The sequence below is a fragment of the Synechococcus sp. R55.2 genome, from assembly GCF_047462075.1.
Taxonomy (GTDB): Bacteria; Cyanobacteriota; Cyanobacteriia; order Thermostichales; family Thermostichaceae; genus Thermostichus.
Genome location: NZ_JANSIH010000418.1, coordinates 1 through 16,529, shown reverse-complemented (window position 1 = coordinate 16,529; position 16,529 = coordinate 1). Strand labels below are relative to the sequence as shown.

General features: G+C 59.6%; 18 protein-coding genes. 14 read left to right on the top strand and 4 right to left on the bottom strand.

Annotation, left to right across the window (positions count from 1 at the left end):
* Window positions 1-246: 246 nt before the first annotated feature.
* A complete protein-coding gene (menB, locus tag NW838_RS13990) occupies window positions 247-1,071 on the bottom strand; it encodes a 1,4-dihydroxy-2-naphthoyl-CoA synthase (RefSeq protein ID WP_414351307.1) in 825 nt (274 codons plus the stop codon).
* A 63-nt stretch (window positions 1,072-1,134) separates the two neighbouring features.
* Window positions 1,135-2,691: a uroporphyrinogen-III C-methyltransferase gene (cobA, locus tag NW838_RS13985; protein WP_414428243.1), complete on the bottom strand. Its 1,557-nt coding sequence runs from the start codon at window positions 2,689-2,691 to the stop codon at window positions 1,135-1,137.
* 175 nt (window positions 2,692-2,866) lie between these two features.
* Between cobA and NW838_RS13980 the strand changes: the two genes are divergently transcribed.
* Window positions 2,867-3,877 (top strand): ABC transporter substrate-binding protein, encoded by a 1,011-nt coding sequence (locus tag NW838_RS13980; protein ID WP_414344061.1) that lies wholly within the window; start codon window positions 2,867-2,869, stop codon window positions 3,875-3,877.
* On the opposite strand, the gene NW838_RS13975 is transcribed toward NW838_RS13980, so the two are convergent.
* Window positions 3,874-4,401, bottom strand: a complete 528-nt coding sequence (locus tag NW838_RS13975) for a phycobilisome rod-core linker polypeptide (RefSeq protein ID WP_414428242.1) — start codon at window positions 4,399-4,401, stop codon at window positions 3,874-3,876. The genes NW838_RS13980 and NW838_RS13975 overlap by 4 nt on opposite strands.
* Window positions 4,402-5,004: 603 nt before the next feature.
* Here NW838_RS13975 and NW838_RS13970 point away from each other — a divergent pair.
* The 6 genes from NW838_RS13970 to NW838_RS13945 all read left to right on the top strand — a co-directional run bounded on the left by NW838_RS13970 (window position 5,005) and on the right by NW838_RS13945 (window position 8,704).
* On the top strand, window positions 5,005-5,490 hold the full coding sequence (locus NW838_RS13970) for a 2Fe-2S iron-sulfur cluster-binding protein (protein ID WP_414355980.1): 486 nt from the start codon (window positions 5,005-5,007) through the stop codon (window positions 5,488-5,490).
* Window positions 5,491-5,722: 232 nt separating this feature from the next.
* Window positions 5,723-6,403, top strand: coding sequence for a V4R domain-containing protein (locus tag NW838_RS13965; protein ID WP_011432222.1), 681 nt, complete (start codon window positions 5,723-5,725; stop codon window positions 6,401-6,403).
* A 59-nt stretch (window positions 6,404-6,462) separates the two neighbouring features.
* Window positions 6,463-6,744 (top strand): hypothetical protein, encoded by a 282-nt coding sequence (locus tag NW838_RS13960; RefSeq protein ID WP_414331880.1) that lies wholly within the window; start codon window positions 6,463-6,465, stop codon window positions 6,742-6,744.
* Between the two features lie 63 nt (window positions 6,745-6,807).
* Entirely contained in the window at window positions 6,808-7,401 is a 594-nt protein-coding gene (locus tag NW838_RS13955) for a hypothetical protein (RefSeq protein ID WP_414428241.1), read from the top strand.
* Window positions 7,402-7,425: 24 nt separating this feature from the next.
* Window positions 7,426-7,896, top strand: coding sequence for a phycobilisome protein (locus NW838_RS13950; RefSeq protein WP_414344046.1), 471 nt, complete (start codon window positions 7,426-7,428; stop codon window positions 7,894-7,896).
* A gap of 118 nt (window positions 7,897-8,014) precedes the next feature.
* Window positions 8,015-8,704, top strand: coding sequence for a V4R domain-containing protein (locus NW838_RS13945; RefSeq protein ID WP_414355987.1), 690 nt, complete (start codon window positions 8,015-8,017; stop codon window positions 8,702-8,704).
* Window positions 8,705-8,741: 37 nt separating this feature from the next.
* On the opposite strand, the gene NW838_RS13940 is transcribed toward NW838_RS13945, so the two are convergent.
* Window positions 8,742-9,449 carry a hypothetical protein gene (locus NW838_RS13940; protein ID WP_414407806.1) on the bottom strand — a complete coding sequence of 236 codons (708 nt, stop codon included), beginning with the start codon at window positions 9,447-9,449 and terminating at the stop codon, window positions 8,742-8,744.
* A 284-nt stretch (window positions 9,450-9,733) separates the two neighbouring features.
* On the opposite strand from NW838_RS13940, the gene NW838_RS13935 reads away from it, so the two are divergent.
* From NW838_RS13935 to NW838_RS13905, 7 genes are all read left to right on the top strand, one after another.
* On the top strand, window positions 9,734-10,978 hold the full coding sequence (locus NW838_RS13935) for an HhoA/HhoB/HtrA family serine endopeptidase (protein WP_414428240.1): 1,245 nt from the start codon (window positions 9,734-9,736) through the stop codon (window positions 10,976-10,978).
* 340 nt (window positions 10,979-11,318) lie between these two features.
* Window positions 11,319-12,218 (top strand): glycine betaine ABC transporter substrate-binding protein, encoded by a 900-nt coding sequence (locus tag NW838_RS13930; RefSeq protein ID WP_414428244.1) that lies wholly within the window; start codon window positions 11,319-11,321, stop codon window positions 12,216-12,218.
* Window positions 12,219-12,243: 25 nt separating this feature from the next.
* Window positions 12,244-13,212, top strand: a complete 969-nt coding sequence (locus tag NW838_RS13925) for an ABC transporter ATP-binding protein (RefSeq protein WP_414357579.1) — start codon at window positions 12,244-12,246, stop codon at window positions 13,210-13,212.
* A complete protein-coding gene (locus NW838_RS13920; protein WP_414357578.1) occupies window positions 13,209-13,826 on the top strand; it encodes an ABC transporter permease in 618 nt (205 codons plus the stop codon). Before NW838_RS13925 ends, NW838_RS13920 begins: the two co-directional genes overlap by 4 nt.
* Before the next feature lie 83 nt (window positions 13,827-13,909).
* On the top strand, window positions 13,910-14,575 hold the full coding sequence (locus tag NW838_RS13915; protein ID WP_414428239.1) for a sigma-70 family RNA polymerase sigma factor: 666 nt from the start codon (window positions 13,910-13,912) through the stop codon (window positions 14,573-14,575).
* Between the two features lie 66 nt (window positions 14,576-14,641).
* Window positions 14,642-15,496, top strand: a complete 855-nt coding sequence (locus NW838_RS13910) for an anti-sigma factor domain-containing protein (RefSeq protein ID WP_414428238.1) — start codon at window positions 14,642-14,644, stop codon at window positions 15,494-15,496.
* A 1-nt stretch (window position 15,497) separates the two neighbouring features.
* The gene (locus NW838_RS13905; protein ID WP_414428237.1) at window positions 15,498-16,184 is read left to right on the top strand and encodes a VanW family protein; all 687 of its coding nucleotides are present in this window, start codon (window positions 15,498-15,500) and stop codon (window positions 16,182-16,184) included.
* The last annotated feature ends 345 nt before the right edge of the window (window positions 16,185-16,529 follow it).

The following is a 16,529-nucleotide window of genomic DNA, read 5'->3' as shown; positions in this document are numbered from 1 at the left end:
TCGGATGCGTCATATGGGTATAAGAGACAGGGTCTGTACAAGTCGCTCAGTATGTCAGTCGCTTCCCTTCGGGGAAGTGGAATTAATGGAAACCGCACTCCTAGGGCCTTGGCATAGTTCACAGTCCCCCAAGGTCGCTTCCCTTCGGGGAAGTGGAATTAATGGAAACCCTCCTGTTTCCCCCAGAACAACAAAATTGGGGGGCAAGTCGCTTCCCTTCGGGGAAGTGGAATTAATGGAAACTATCTAAGGTAGCCAGGGAAACTGGCGAAAGTTGGGGGGGCGCTTTTCCAAAAAGGCGCGTTTGCCCTCAGCAGCTTCTTCGGTCATGTAGAACAGCAACGTCGCATCTCCGGCCAGCTCCTGCAGCCCCACCTGCCCATCGCAGTCGGCGTTGAAGGCGGCTTTGAGGCAGCGGATGGCTAAGGGGCTGTGCTGGAGAATTTCTTGCGCCCAGCGGATCCCTTCAGCTTCTAGCTCTTCCACTGGCACCACGGCATTGACCAGACCCATCTCTAGGGCTTGGGCTGCGGTGTATTGGCGGCAGAGGAACCAAATCTCGCGGGCTTTTTTTTGCCCCACCACTCGCGCCAGGTAGGCGGCCCCAAAGCCCCCATCGAAGCTGCCCACCCTAGGGCCGGTTTGCCCAAAGATGGCATTATCGGCGGCAATGGTCAGGTCGCAGATGAGGTGCAAAACATGGCCACCCCCAATGGCGTAGCCTGCCACCAGGGCAATCACCACCTTGGGCAAAGAGCGGATGATGCGCTGCAGATCCAGCACATTGAGACGAGGGATCCCGGCCTCATCCAGGTAACCGGCCTCGCCCCGTACGCTTTGATCCCCGCCGGCACAAAAGGCATACTTGCCGTCGCTGTGGGGCCCTGCCCCGGTCAACAACACCACCCCGATACGGGGATCCTCTCGCACATCGGCAAACGCATCAATCAGCTCGGCAATGGTCTTGGGGCGGAAGGCGTTGCGCTTGTGGGGACGGTTGATGGTGATCTTGGCAATGCCATCCGTTTTTTCGTAAAGAATGTCTTCGTAGAGCTTGGCCGTCTGCCACATGGTGTCTGGGTGTATCTGCTTGGGATGCCCGGCTGGCTGACGCGGGCGGCATGGGCGGGTTCATTATAGAGGAGCCCTTGGGTGCTGTGAACTGCTACCGCGAACGGCCTGAAAAGGCTGGGTGAAACGGTTGGTCGCTTGGATGAGGGCTTCCACCAATCCTTCCAGAGTATACTCCTGCGCTTCGATATCCACCCGACCGAATGCGGCTTTGCAGGTTTCGGCGGTTTTGGGGCCGATGGCGGCAATCTGCACCGGTGGATCCCACACCTCTGGGCCCAGCCCTGCCTGCCGGATCAAGTGGGCAAAATGCTGCACCGTCTTGGAGCTGGCAAAGGTGAGGATGTCCACCTGACGGGCCTTCAGAGCCTCCACCACCTGGGGATCCGCTGTCGCCGGACAGGCAGACTGATAGGCGGCCACCTCCACCACCTCTGCCCCTCGCTGCCGCAAACCCTGTACCACCTCCTCCCGGCCTCCCGACTCCACTCTGGGAAAGAGAATCCGCTGCCCTGAGATCGGCTCCGGCCAAACTTGAAGCAGGGCCTCGGCCACAAACTCTTGGGGCATGAGATCGGGATGGATGCCGTACTGGGCGAGCACGGAAGCGGTCTTGGATCCCACCACCGCCACTTGTACGGGGTGGAGAGCCCGACTGTCCCGACCTTGCCGGTGCAACCGCTCAAAGAAAGCCTGCACCCCGTTGGCCGAAGTCAGCAACAGCCAGTTGAATTGGCCCAGGCGGGCAATGGCGGCATCCAAGGGATCCCAACAGGTGGGCGGTTGGATCACCAGGGTGGGCATTTCCAGCACCCGCGCTCCCTGGGCCTGTAGCAGCTCCCGAAAAGCTGGTGATTGCCCCTCGGAACGGGTGACGAGAACCGTCTTGCCTGCCAGGGGAGCCGGCGGAGGCAAAGGAGGGATCCCCGGCAAAAAGTCCTGCCGCAACCGGATCACCTCCCCGACCACCAGCAGACCCGGCAACTTCGCCTGACCCGCCTCCTGCTGCAGCTCCGCCAAGGTGCCCACCCACACCTGCTGCTCTGCTTGCCCCGCCCCCCAGATCAAGGCCACCGGTCGGTCTGCCGGGATCCCAGACTCCATCAGCCGTGCGCCAATGTGCTGTCGCTGCCGGGATCCCATCAAAATCACCAAAGTATCCAACTGGGCCAAAGCGCCCCAGGGCAGAGCTTCCAGCTCGTGGGCGGTGAGAACGGCAAAAGCGCGGCTCAAGTGTTTATCCGTTAACGGGATCCCTGCCCAGAGGGGGCCAGCCAGGGCCGACGACAACCCCGGCCAAATCTCAAAGGGACAGCCCGCCTCCCTAAGGGCTTGGATCTCCTCGCGAGCGCGGCCAAAAATCAGCGGATCCCCCGACTTAAGGTGAACCACCTGTTTGCCTTCTCGGCAGCGCTGGATGAGCCAGTGGATGCCCTCCTGGAGGCTTCCTGGCCCAGAGCGTCGCCACACCTGCGCCTGCGGCGGCAACTCTGCCAACAAGCGCTCATCCACCAGCTCGTCGATCCAGATAGCCTCAGCCTGCCGTAGGATCTCCAGTGCTCCCTGCGTCAGGCCCGCCCGCCCGCCCAGCCCTGCCCCCACTAGATACACCTTGCCCATGCCCTACCCCTTGTAATGTCGATCTTGCCCCTTGTAAGAAGGGGATCCCGCTTGCTTTGCAAATATAAATCGAAGACGCCTCCCAACAGCTCCTCTTCCAAGGGGTGGCCAGCCTGAGGAAAAACTGGTCTACTTGCGAGATACTGAAAGCGTGGCTGCCTGAGGATCCCTGCCTATGTCCGGTGTAACTCCAGAGCCTTGGCCGCGGCGGCGTTTTTTGGCCAGTGGAGCTGCTCTGCTAGCAGTAGGAGCGGGCTCCCGCCCCTCTTCGGCCAGATCCCGGCCCTTGCGACTGGTCACCAACTGGTACGCCCAGGCCGAACACGGCGGCTTTTACCAAGCCCTGGCCACCGGCATCTACGCCGACTACGGTCTGCAGGTGGAAATCCGCATGGGGGGAACGGCGGTTAACGTGCTGCAACTGCTAGCCGGGGGAGCGGCAGATTTTGTGCTCGGCGGCAGCCCCGACGCTCTGGCGGCTCTGCAAGCTGGGATCCCTGTTCTCACCGTGGCCGCCTTTTTCCAGAAGGATCCCCAGTGTCTCTTGGCCCATCCAGGGGTGGGCATCGAGCGCCTGGAAGACCTGCGGGGCAAGCCCATCTGGGTGTCACCGGGGGCCAACCTCACCTACTGGCCTTTTTTGCGGGCCAAATTTGGCTTTACCGACGAGCAGAAGCGCCCCTACAACCTCAGCCTCACGCCCTTCTTGCTGGACAAGTCTTCTGCTCAGCAGGGCTATGTGACCTCCGAGCCCTTCCGCGTGCGCCAGGAGGGGGGCTTTGATCCCGTCGTTTTTCTGCTGGCCGACTACGGCTATTCCCCCTACGCCACCACCCTGGAGACCACCCGCCCCTTTGCCGAACAGCACCCGGAGCAGGTGCGAAAATTTGTAGCTGCCTCCATCCAGGGCTGGCAGAGCTACCTAGAGGATCCCCGCCCCGGCAATCGCCTCATCCGCCAAGACAACCCCAACATGAGCGAGGCCCTCCTGGCCTACGCCCACCAAGCCCTAAAAGACTACGGCCTTCTCACCAGTGGAGATGCCGCCACGCTGGGGATCGGCGCCATGACCCACCAGCGCTGGCAAACCTACTTTCAGGAGATGGTGGCCCTGGGGATCGGCGCAGCGGGTCTGGAGGTTCGCCAAGCCTATACCCTCGACTTCCTCCCCGGCCCCACTGCCTAAGGGATCCCCACTTCCATCGCCGCCAAACTGTGCAAAAGCGGGGATCCCTGCATCCCCAGCTCATGGCGCCGGTGCATTTGGTTTGTCAGCAAGTAGGCCAAAGGTGGGTGGCCGCTCAGCCGTTGGCGGGGGTGGGGCAGATGGTCGTTGCCGAACTGGTGGCGGTACTCCTCCGAGTCGATAAAGGCATTGACCATGGCCTGCAAGCCCTGGTGCACCAAAATGTCGTGGTAGGTGGCCACCTCAGCTTTGCTGGCCGGGGCCCGCCCCAAAAAGTGCTTGAAACCCTGCTCCACACAGCGGGTGTTGCAGCCGGCACTGAAAAACAGCCGCTGATAAAGACGGGATCCCCCGATTTGACGAACCAAACGTTTGATCCCAATCCGCCCGCGGAGAAAGTCCTGCTCGATTTTCTCCAGTTCTCCTGTTTTCTCGTGCTGGTAGGGCTGGCGTTCCAAAAGCTGTTGGTAGGCAGCCCGCAACAGGTTTTGCAACGTTTGCGGATCCCGCTGGCGTGGTTCCATGGCAATAGCTCCCAATCGACAGAACTGACAAAAACAGACAAAACGAGGGGCTACTTTAAAGAAATGGCCAAGAGAGTAGCGAATGGCTCAATACGCTTTTACGGCAAACTTCAGCACATCCTTCTGTAACAAAATTGCCAATAAAAGACCGTGAAGGTTCTACTTAAGATTTACCTTGCCGACAGAACGACCGGGGGAGATCTGCGATAAATATTTACGAAAGGATTGTCATTTTCTCCAATTTACGTGATTTCACTTTGTAACTTTCTAGCCGATAAAAAAAATTCCGTGTTTATTCGTAGTTAAGTATTATGACACTTCCATAAGTATTATGACACTTCCATCCAGAATAACCTGCTCCAGATCCAGAATATAAGTTAAGTAAAGAATGCAGCCTCTCCCAGGGTCACAGGTGCAGGGCTCATCATTTGAAGTGCTCTGGTGAAGTGCTCTGGTTTGATTGACTGGGGACTCAGGTGTTGCTGTAGACCTGCAAGGGGGCTGCAGGGGAAGGGAGTTAATTGTTGTGATTTGTTTGCGTTGCTTATGCAGTAGATCCTGCCCGCCGGAGTTTTTTGTCTGCCCTTAATGTGGATCCCATCTATGGTTAAACAAATCCGGCTAGAGCCTTTATCTCGTGTCTCAGAGGTCGATACCTACAGCAATCTTCTGTCGGCTATTTTGTCGGAGGAGCTGCATGTCTCGCGGGAATGTAACGGTCGCGGCCTCTGTGCCACCTGTCATGTTTACGTCAAAGAGGGAATGGAAAGCCTCACTCCCATCACCCCCCGCGAGGCCAAGACTCTGGAGACCATTACCAGCGCCCGCAGCAATTCCCGGCTGGCCTGTCAGGCGCGGGTGGTTTCCGATGGCGTGGTGGTGGAGCTGCCGCCGGGGATGTACGTGAACTCGCTGAGGGATATCGAAGTGCTCATCGGTCGGCGGGCCGAACAAGACCTGCTGCACCCACGGACGGGGAAGGTTTTGGTGGAGCAGGGCAAGATCATCACTCGCTCTACTGTTAAGCAGCTAGAAAATGAGGACTTCCGCATCATTGGCAATACGCTGGCCCAAACTCGGGAAGTTTGATGGATTGTCGATATTCAGGGATCCCTTGAGCTCGGCAGGTGTTGTTTTATAAACAATCAAACAAGAGTTGAACAATGTTGGATCCCTCAGATAGCTGACCAAGTTTATCGAATGCTTAGCCATTCATTTTGTTGACTCATTGGCATTGTCTGGCCCAGTTGATCCCTACAAATCCCACCAAATCCTGTTGCTTTGCAATCTAGAATTATCCATTTTTTATCAGGAGAGCGCCATGGCCACTACATCTCGACCGGATCCCCGTCCTGCAGTCACCATGCCTGTGGGCCGCGACAAGCATGCCCACTACAGTTACCGCGATTTCTTCCGCTTCAACCGAGATCAGGGCACGATCATCGACTGGAACAACACACAAAATCTCCTGCTCAGCGAAGACTTTATTGTGGGCTTGCAAACAGGCTTGGAACGGGAGGTGGGGGATGCTTCGGCGGCGGTGATGTACACCATTGGCAGAGATTGGGGCATCCGCGATGCCAAGCACTTCTCCGAGTGGTACGAGCGGGAGTATGGGATTGGCGTAAAACAGTCCAACCTTTTGTTTTTGCTGGAGACTTGGTGGTGGCCTTTTACGGCTCAGGGCTGGGGCAAGTGGGAGGTGGAAACCGAATCCAAACAAAAAGGCTTCCTGTTTATCAACTTGTTTGACTCGATGGTGGCTCGCACCCTTGGGGATGTGGGCAAGCCGGTTTGTCATCTCTATGCCGGGCTATTTGCCGGGTTTTTCACCGCTATGACTTCCCGCGAGCTGGCCTGCATCGAGATCCAGTGCTACGCCATGGGGGAAACCTACTGCAAGTTCCTGTTGGGCGGGCAAGAACGCATTGATGCCGCCAATTTTTGGATCACCGAAGGGGCCAGCGCCCGCGAGATCGAGCAGCGTTTGCACCAGTTGTGAGGCTTGCTTGTGGCTTTTGAAGGCTCTCTGGGATCCCTCGACACTTTGGAGAAACGCCCATGGTCACCTTCAACTTAGACACCGATCTGGACTTAACCCAGCCGCTGGCGGTCTTTTTGCAGGGGTTGAACTGGGATAACCGACCCCCGGCCAAGGCTCCCTTTGCTCAAGAGCCGCCGCCGCAGTCCCCCATGCTCTTTGCCCAATCGGTGGGACAGTTTTTTGCCGGCTTCAATTGGTCGGGCATCTGCCCACGCTCAGAGCCGCTGCCGGAATTGCCGGCAGAGGATCCCTTTACCCTTGAGGATTTTGCCGCCTTGTTTGGCGGAGCTTTGCTCTAGCTCTGGTTTGTTCAGGGCTCTCAGTTGTGCTCTCTCGATCCGTGCTCTAAGGAGACTTCACCCATGGATGACCTTCACTCTTGGCCAGAACGCATTGCCGAGCGAGAAGGGGATTACTTAACACCCGACGATCTGCAAGACCTGATTCGTTACTCGCTCTCTTTTAAAGAACGGCTGGAGCTCTACCAAGTCTTACAACAGCAAGAGCTGACCTGGATCCAAAAGGTTTTGCAACAGCAGGGGCCAACCCCCGTCGCGACAGCGTTGCCCAGCAGCAATCCCGCCAGAGAGGGGGCAGAACCTTCTCTAACCCCGGCTCAGCGCCTCTTGGCTCGTCAATTGGCCTTTTGCTTGCGCTCCCTGGGCCTGAGTCTGTTGCTGGGGGATCCCACCCCTGTGCAGCAGGTAACTCTTGGTGCGATGGAACAGTACCTAGGGTTGACGCAAGCGATAGCTCAGCTACGGGCAGTGGTTCAGGGATCCCTGCCAGCGGATCAGCAGGGTTTGCTTGCCCCCTACTGGCAAGAGCTACAAGCTGTCTGCGCCACTTCTCAGGCCCAGTTCCCTTCCTCCTCTTCTTCTAGGTCTGAGGCCGAGGTTGACCTGCCCACAGTTCCGCCGGAGAGGGCTCTCACCTTGGCGGAAATGTTTGTGTGAAGCCAACTAACGGAGGATCTGTCCATGAATTCAAGGGTTGCCGAGCTGATGCAACAAAGCGAAGGCCGCTATCTGCGCCCGGACGAGTTGAAAACTCTACACGCCTACGTGGAAGGGATCCCGAAGCGGGTCCGCCTTTACCAGGTTCTCCAGGCCAAAGAACAAGAGTTGCTGGATCGGGTGATGGAGAAGTTTCAGCCGATGATGCCGAATTTAATCCGCCAGCATGGTCACCTGGCCTGGGAGCGCTGCCGCCGGGATCTGAGCATGGTGTGGCGCTACTGCTGCATGGCCATGCTGCTCAACGACGAAGACTACCTGAGGGATAAATTGCTCTACTGGCTGGAGACGATCCTGAAATCCTTCAAGATGCGCGACCAATGCCAGCCCGCCTACAAGTTGATGCTCGACTCCCTGACCTACATCTTTGGGGCAGAAGAGAGCGAGATGATCCGCCCTTATCTGCTTTTGGCCAAATCCATGCTGGTTAACTGAGTCCATTCGCCCTCAATGGATTCCCTAGTTTTGCCAATCCACCGGACATTCATCCCTTCACTCCAAAAGGCCAAGTTCCAGCCGCCCTCAAATCCGTCCATCCCCCTGTGAGATAGCCATGACTACCCTGCAAGAGATTCTGCAAGACCAGATCTTGCCCGGACACTGCTTCAGCCCCGCCCACTACATCCGCCCCGACATCCACACCGGACTGCTGTACAGCCGCGGAGGATACCGCTTGGCGGCCTTTCCCATGCCCCTGCTGGAAGCTCTCTACTCCGGCCTGCGCTACGAAACCGGCCAAGCCACCCGCGTCATTCTCTACAACTGTGGCCGCGATTGGGGAGAGGCGTTTTTCCGCCGTATTGAAGACGAGCTTTCCGGCTACTACCAGCAGCCGCTGCAGGAATTGCCGATGGGGATCTTCCTGGATGCCCTCAGCGATCTCTGGGCTACCCACGGCTGGGGACGCCTGGAGCTGGATTTTTCCGCCGCCGACCACGGCTTGGTTCAGGCCGGGATCCGCAATTCCGGGTTTGCCCTTGCCGCTCGCGCCAGCTTCAACCCGGAGGAACCTTCTGCACGGCGAGAGCCTGCCGGATATTTGGAGGCGGGAATGCTGGCCAGCCTCTTCTCCTTGCTTTCGGGGCGGGATCTCATCTGCGTGCAGACCACCTGCGAATCCCTGGGGGCCGATCTCAACCGCTTCCTCATCGGCACGGCTCAGCGGCTGCACCACTGCGAGGAATGGGTGCGCAAGGGCCTCTCCCACGAGGAGATTCTGGATCGGCTCACCGCCAGTCCCTAGAAAGGGATCCCTGGCCAGAGCTGTTTTCAGAAGCTCGCTAGGGCAGGTAGGGCTGAAAATCTTGGGTGACCGTCAGAGTCAAGTTGGCATTGGCGTCGATCACCGCCACTTCCGGTGCCGTCACATTGCCGATGACAGCCCCTGCCGCCGCTCCGCCCAGCACTTTCTCCGTCGAGATCACGCGGTCGCCGAACAAGCCTCCCAAGATGGCCCCCGCAGCTGCCCCAATCAAGGCATCTTGCACAATCGCTTCCCCGGAAGTGTGGCGGGGATCCTTGCGCAGCGGGATAACCTGGCTCTGGGCATAGAGGGGGTAGGATTGGCCGTTGAAAATCAGGGCCCGCGAGACAAACTGGGTGCCGCCGCTCACCGGCTGAAATTGGCCTTCCAAAACGGCCCCCGCCGGGACGACCGTGTTGCCGTAGATGTCCCGCAGAGGGGTATCCAAGCTAAGGCTGACGGCGCGGGTTTCCCCAGGGGCAATCAAGAGGGTTTCTGGGGAGCGATGCACCGCCTGGATCAGATCCCCAGAGCGCAATAGCAACGTGGTTTGCAGTTGAAAGGGCTGGCCAGGTTGCAGGGGTTGAGGGCCAGGGGGAAGGGGGCGAGGATTCACAGGACGCCATCCCTCACCGGCAGGCGGTGGTGGCAAGGGCCCCATTTGGGCCAAAACTGGGGCGGCCATCTGCGCTGAGAGCAATCCGCCAAGCAGAGGAGCCAACAGGCGGCTGGCTGGGTTGGTCATGGTCTTACCCCCATTCATCATTCCTACGCTAGCTGCAAACCGGACAAAACCGGGAGCCTTTCGGGCCTTACCTATCTTTTACCTATCTTGATCAAAGCCAACTGAATGGAAATGGGCTACCTCAGGTGAGCAGATTCCGCTGCTCTTCGCTCCAGATAGAAGTACGGAAAAACGCTAGGGTTGCCCACTCTGGGATCCCTGCTGTCCATGTTAGATTAGGCTCTAGGTTTCTTCCCCTGCGTGGGGCCGAAGTCTTGCAGCATCCCAACCCTCTTCTTGTAGCTATGAAGCGCAGAACATCCATGCCGGGCCAGCCCTCTCCCGGGTCAGAAGCTTCCGCCCAACCTGCTCAATCCTCTTTCCAGCCTTTTGCCATCTCCACTTGGAAGTCTCTTCTCTCGTCAGTGCTGCTGGTGCTGCTGGGCATTGGGCTGGGAGCGGCTCTGGTGGGGGGCAAGGGGGTATCTGCCCAGACGACGGCAACTCCGCCCCAACTGAACCTGAATTTCATCGCCGATGTGGCGCAAAAGGTGGGGCCGGCGGTGGTTCGCATCGATGCTGAGCGGACGGTGCGCGCCCCTGCCCCTTTTCCGGAGGAGTTTTTCAGCGATCCCTTTTTCCGGGATTTCTTTGGCCAAGCGATCCCTTCCATCCCTCGGCAGCGGCGACAGCAGGGAACCGGCTCTGGGTTCATCATCAGCCCAGACGGCCAGATCATCACCAATGCCCATGTGGTCGAGGGATCCGACAAGGTAACGGTGACGCTCAAGGATACCCGCAGCTTTGATGGGCAGGTAATCGGTTCGGATCCGGTTACGGACATCGCCGTGGTGAAGATCAACGCCCAGAACCTGCCGACCGTGAAGCTGGGGCGCTCGGAAACCCTGGAGCCGGGCCAGTGGGCCATTGCCATCGGCAACCCCCTGGGTTTGGATAACACCGTTACGGCTGGGATCATCAGCGCTTTGGGCCGTTCCAGCGGGGAGATTCGGGTGCCTGACAAGCGGGTATCTTTTATCCAAACGGATGCGGCCATTAACCCCGGCAACTCCGGCGGCCCGCTGCTCAACGCTCAAGGGGAGGTGATCGGGGTGAACACCGCCATCATCCAGGGAGCGCAAGGGTTGGGCTTCGCCATCCCCATTGAGACGGCCCAGCGGGTGGCCAATCAGTTGATCACTCGCGGCAAGGTGGATCACCCCTACCTGGGCATCCGCATGCTCACGCTGACTCCAGAGCTGAAGGAGCGCCTCAACCAGGATCCCAATAGCCGCATTTTGATAACGGTGGATCAGGGTGTACTGATTGGCGAAGTCATCCAGGGATCCCCGGCGGAACGGGCAGGGCTGCGGTCTGGGGATGTCATTCTCTCCATCAATGGTCGTGCCGTAACCACAGCCGATCAGGTGCAACAGGAGGTGGAGCGCACTGAGGTGGGCAGCACCCTGGAGCTGGAGATCGAGCGAGCCGGGCGGCGACAGAAGATCCGCGCGGTAACAGGCTCTTTCCCGGCCCCCAGCGGAGGCTGATTGGACGTTGTTCACCACTCCTCCGAGACCCCAGCGACACAGCAGGGTTGTTGTCAATGGGGGTAAACCTCTCAACCTAGGTTGCGAACTCCCCTTTTCCCCTGGGAGAGGGGCTGGGGCGGTGCTGATCGCGCCAGCGGGACGGAGTCCTTACACTTGGGCTATTTCAAACCAACTTGCAGTGACCGTACTGGCGATCTCTACGGTTGGTTCTTGCAGTTACGGCTCAGGGAAAATAATGGTTTAATGGTGACTTAACAGTCGAAACTTCCTGGCCCAGGCCGGAACGCTCTCGGCAGGGCCTCTTGTCATTAGCCTGGGATCCCTTCTCCCCTTGCCTATGCTGAAAACCACTCGTCGCTTGGCCCTGCTAGCCCTGTCGGGGCTGGCGGTTCTTGTTCTCGCTCCCCAGAGGGGCCTCGCCAGGCCCATCATCGTCGGCTCCAAGGACTTTACCGAGCAGTTTATTCTGGGGGAAATGTATGCCTTGGCCCTGGAGGCGGCAGGGTTCACGGTGGAGCGCAAGCTCAACCTGGGGGGCACGCCGGTAGCTCATGCGGGCCTGCTGAGCGGCGAGATCGATCTCTACCCAGAGTACACCGGCACCGGCCTGCTGACGGTGCTTAAACTGCCCACCAGCGGCGACCCGGCAGAGGTGTACGCGACGGTGGCCCGCGAGTACGAGAGCCAGTTCCAACTGATTTGGCTGGATCCCGCCCCCCTGAACAACACCCAGGCCCTGGCCATGACCCGAACTAGAGCGGCTGAGCTGGGCATCGCCACCATCTCGGACATGGTGGCCAAAGCGGGCGAGCTGGTGATGATCGGGCCGCCGGAGTTTCAAGCCCGCGAAGATGGACTACCCGGGATCCAAGCCGTCTACGGTAATTTCCGGCTCAAGGCCTACAAAGCAGTGGATCCCGGCCTGCGCTACCAGGGCTTGGTCAATGGGGAAGCGGATGTGGCGGTGGCTTTTGGCACCGATGGGGAAATTGCCGCCTTTGACCTGGTGCTGCTGGAGGATGACAAGCAGCTTTTCCCCCCCTACCAGGTGGCGCCGGTGGTGCGCAAGGATACCCTGGAGGCCAACCCCGGCATTGCCGCTGCTTTGAATGCCCTCTCCCCTCTGCTGACGGATGAGGTGATGCAGCGGTTGAACTACGAGGTGAGCGGCAACCGCAAGGAGCCGGCGGAGGTGGCCAGAACTTTCTTGGTGGAAGCCGGCATCCTGAAGAAATAATCTTGCCCTTGCACGAGGCCCTGAGGTGAGCACCGTTGAGTTCGAGCGGGTGTCGCTGCGCTTTCCCCACAGTTCCCAGCCGGCTGTGGACGAGTGCAGTTTTTCCGTGGAGTCGGGCCAGTTGGTGGTCATTTTGGGGCCTTCTGGCTGCGGCAAAACCACCCTTCTGAAAATGGTGAATCGCCTACTGGATCCCACCCAGGGGCAGATTCGCTTGGACGGGCGGGATATCCGCCAGTTTCCCGTCACGGCTCTGCGGCAGCGGATCGGCTATGTTATCCAGCAATCGGGGCTGTTTCCCCACATGACGGTGGCCCAGAATGTGGCGGTGGTGCCGCGACTTTTGGGATGGGCGAAGGAGCGCATCCGCGAGCGGGTGGACGAGCTGCTCAGCTTGGTTAATCTGCCCCCCCATGAGTACAGAAACCGCTACCCTGCCCAACTGTCGGGTGGACAACAGCAGCGGGTGGGGCTGGCGCGGGCGCTGGCCGGGGATCCAGGGCTGCTGCTGATGGACGAGCCCTTTGGGGCCATCGACGCCATTACCCGCAGCAAGCTGCAAGAGGAGATCCTGCGCCTGCAACGGCAATTGAAAAAAACCATCCTGTTCGTCTCCCACGATGTGGAAGAGGCGCTGCGCCTGGCGGATCGCATTTTGGTGATGCAGAAGGGGCGGGTGGTGCAGTTCGACACTCCCTTTCGGCTGCTCACCCAGCCGGCTACTCCCTTTGTCAGGGAACTGCTGGGGGCAGATGACATGGTACGGCAGTTGAGTGTGCTGCGGGTGGAAACGGCGATGGCCGGGATCCCGCACAACCACAAAATCCAAGAGGGAGCGATGGTGAGGCCCCAGGCCACTTTGCGGCAAGCCTTGTCCCTGCTGTTGCGCACAGGGGCGGCAGCCCTGACGGTGTGGGAGGACGGGCGGGCCATCGGCGTTTTGACCTTGGATCACATTCGCAGCTTGGCCATGCTGGAGGGGGGATCCGCGTGAGCTATCTCCTCAACCACCCCGGCCTGATGTGGCAGCTCACCCAAGAGCATCTGGCGATGGTGGGGATGACCTTGGGCATGGCGGTGGTGCTGGCGGTGCCGCTGGCTCTGCTGGTTCACCACGTGCGCTGGTTGGCCCTGCCGGTCATGGGGATCCTCAGCATCCTGTACACAGTGCCCAGCCTGGCTTTGATCATTTTGTTGGTGCCCTGGCTTGGCCTGAATGCCCGCTCGGTGGTGGTGGCGATGGTGATCTACACGCAGGTGATCTTGGTGCGCCATTTTTGCGTGGGCCTGCGCTCGGTCGAGCCTGCCATCCTGGAAGCTGCCAAGGGCATGGGGATGAACCTCTGGCAACGGTGGTGGCAGGTGCAGGTGCCGCTCATGCTGCCCATTGTTTTGGCAGGGCTGCGGCTGGCGGCAATTGTGGCCATTGCCATTGCCACCGTGGGCGCCAAGTTTGGGGCGGGAGGACTGGGCACCCTGCTGTTCGATGGCATTGCCCAGGCCGGTCGCTACGACAAGATCTTGGCCGGATCCCTGGCGGTGGGATCCCTGGCCTTGCTGGTGAACACAGCCTTGCTCAGCCTGGAATGGGCGGCCCGTCGTGGCTGAGGGGGTAGACTTAAGGACTCCGTCCCGCTGGCGCGATCGGGCAGGTTTATCCTCTAGTTGTGTGGGGCGAAACTGGGTGTAGCATGGGTGAGCAACCAGGGACTCCGTCCCGCTGGCGTGAGCGGGTGAGAGATTGGTCATCCCGCGCCGATTGGGAGCTGATGGAAGCGCTCAAGGCGGGGCAACCTGCTGCTCTGGCTGCGCTCTACGATCGCTATGCCGGCTTGGTCTATGGGCTGGCCTTCAAGATCCTGGGCCACGTGGCCGAGGCAGAAGACCTGACTCAGGAGGTGTTTGTCGAGCTGTGGCGCAAGGTTGGCTGTGATCCAAGGACTCCGTCCGAGTCGCGCGAGCGGCGGGGATCCCTGAGCAGTTTTTTATGCGTGCTGACCCGCTCGCGGGCCATTGACCGTCTGCGTTCTCAGGGCAGCCACCAACTTCTTTTGAAACGCTGGCAAACCCTTCTCAGCGCCGTTCGTGTTGACGGAACGGAGTCCCATAGCAAGATCCCGCTCCCTTTTGAGCAGGTTTCCATCGAGGAGCGGCGGCAAGCGGTGCAAGCGGCCCTCAGCCAATTGCCCGAAAACCAACGGCAGATCCTGGAGTTGCTCTATTACCAAGGGTTGAGCCAGGCAGACATTGCTCGCCAATTGGGGATCCCGTTGGGGACGGTTAAGACCCGCTCTCGCCAAGCTCTCTGCAAATTGCGGGGATCCCTGCGCGCCCTTCTGGGTTTCTGCTCGCGTTAGCGGGACCGCGTCCTTTCGCGTCAGCGGGACGGAGTCCTAGGTTTGGAGTTGAGTTCTGGTGTCGGGATGGCCATGTCTGATCGCGTCAGCGGGACGGAGTCCTTTCGCGTCGGCGGGACGGAGTCCTTTCGCGTCGGCGGGACGGAGTCCTTATCCACCTCGCCCCCTTTAACAGAGGAACGGGAAGAACTGGCCGGCTATCTGCTGGGGGACTTATCTCCTGAACAGGTGAGTGCTCTAGAGGCACGCCTAACCCAAGACCCTCGGCTGGCGGCCGAACTGCAAGCTATGCAAGAAACCTTGGAGTTGTTGCCCTACGGATTGCCAGGAGTGCTCCCGCCCGCCAGCTTGCGCGACCAGGTGATGGCAGAGGTGGGGGCTATCGGCTTACGCGAGCAGGAGATGGCAGTCCCCCTTCACTCTCCACTGCCTGCTTTTGGGGTGGGGTGGCGCTGGTTGGGAGGCTTGGTGGCGGCAATTTTGGTTCTGCTCAGCTTGGACAACTGGCGACTGCGGCAAGCACTGCAACTGGCCCAGTTAGAGCCGGTGCGAGCATTGTCTCATCTCCTGCAACAGCCGGGATCCCGTCTGGTGCATTTGCAGGGGGAGGCGGGGACGGCCAATGTGCTGTTTCGCCCAGGAGACTGGCAGGAGGTTATCTTGGCCGCACGGGATCTGCCCCAACCGGTGGCGGGGGAGCGCTACTCCCTCTGGCTCAAGCTGGATAATGGCGAGTTCCTCCACTGTGGTGACTTTCAGGTGGATGCTCAAGGCTCTGCTCTGGTGGCCCTACGCCCATCCCGCACGTTGCCGGCAGGTACCCGCGCCCAAGAGCTGCTGGTCGCGACCGGTTCCCGCCAACTGCCCGCTCGCGCTACTCGGACGGAGTCCTTGAAACCCCTTCTGACGGGCAAGGTGTGAGGTGAGAGGAAAGGTTGGCCTGCAAAGGTTAGCTGTGCTGGTGGGGGCGCTACTGGCCCTTCTGGCCTTGTGGTGGACGGATCCCACGCCAACAACCCTAAGCCAATACGTTACTTCTTTGCAGGAGCGCACTCCTTCTCAACTCCACAACATTCGCCGAGCCGTCCAAAGCCTGGATGGAGTTTACATCATGCCTGCGACACGCTCACAGGAACAGGCAGAAGTGATTTTTTCCTTCAACCAAGTGGTGGGGCCGCGCAGCCTGGAACGAGGCTATGTGCCCGCGCCGGTGTTTATGGTGGCCGAAACCCTGGATTCGGTTGGGGGAGGAATCTGTCAGGTGTCCTCTAGCCTTTACAATGCCGCTCTGTTGGCAGGGCTGGAGGTGGTGGAGAGGCACCCCCATTACCGGCAGGTAGAGTCGGTGCCCCCTGGCTTAGATGCCACCGTTTGGTACGGCTTGGCCGACCTCAAGCTGCGCAACCCTTTCCCTTGGCCGGTGCGCTTGCGAGTTCAGATCCGCGGCCCAAACCTGATTGTGTCCGTGCTGGGACGGGGATCCCGCCACGCCCTGAGGATCCCACCCATCCGTGTAGAGGGGCACCGGCTGGATCCCCAGCATTTGCAGGTGAGCGTGTATCGGGGTAACGAGCGCCTCTCCCAAGATCGCTATGTCGTTGCTCCCTAGCCTCTCATCGCGCCAGCGGGACGGAGTCCTTTTTTCGCCCCATTGGCCCCCTACTTCAGCGTCTCAGGAGCAGCTCCCCAGCAACCTCCACACAGGGATCCATGTTAATTTCTACACCAACATGGTTAGCGACAGGGTCGGCGACAAGCCTCAAACCCTGATTCTTCCGTTGACCCGGTCGATCCCGCTCTGGGCAAGGGTTTCAGGCCCCTCAGCGGAGAAAAACAAGGGGAAATTGCAGCCGAAAACGAGACCCTGTCGATCTAGGCCCCTGGATCCCGCTCTGGGTAAGGGTTATAATGGGGGGGAGTCGCTTCCCTTCGGGGAAGTGGAATTAATGGAAAC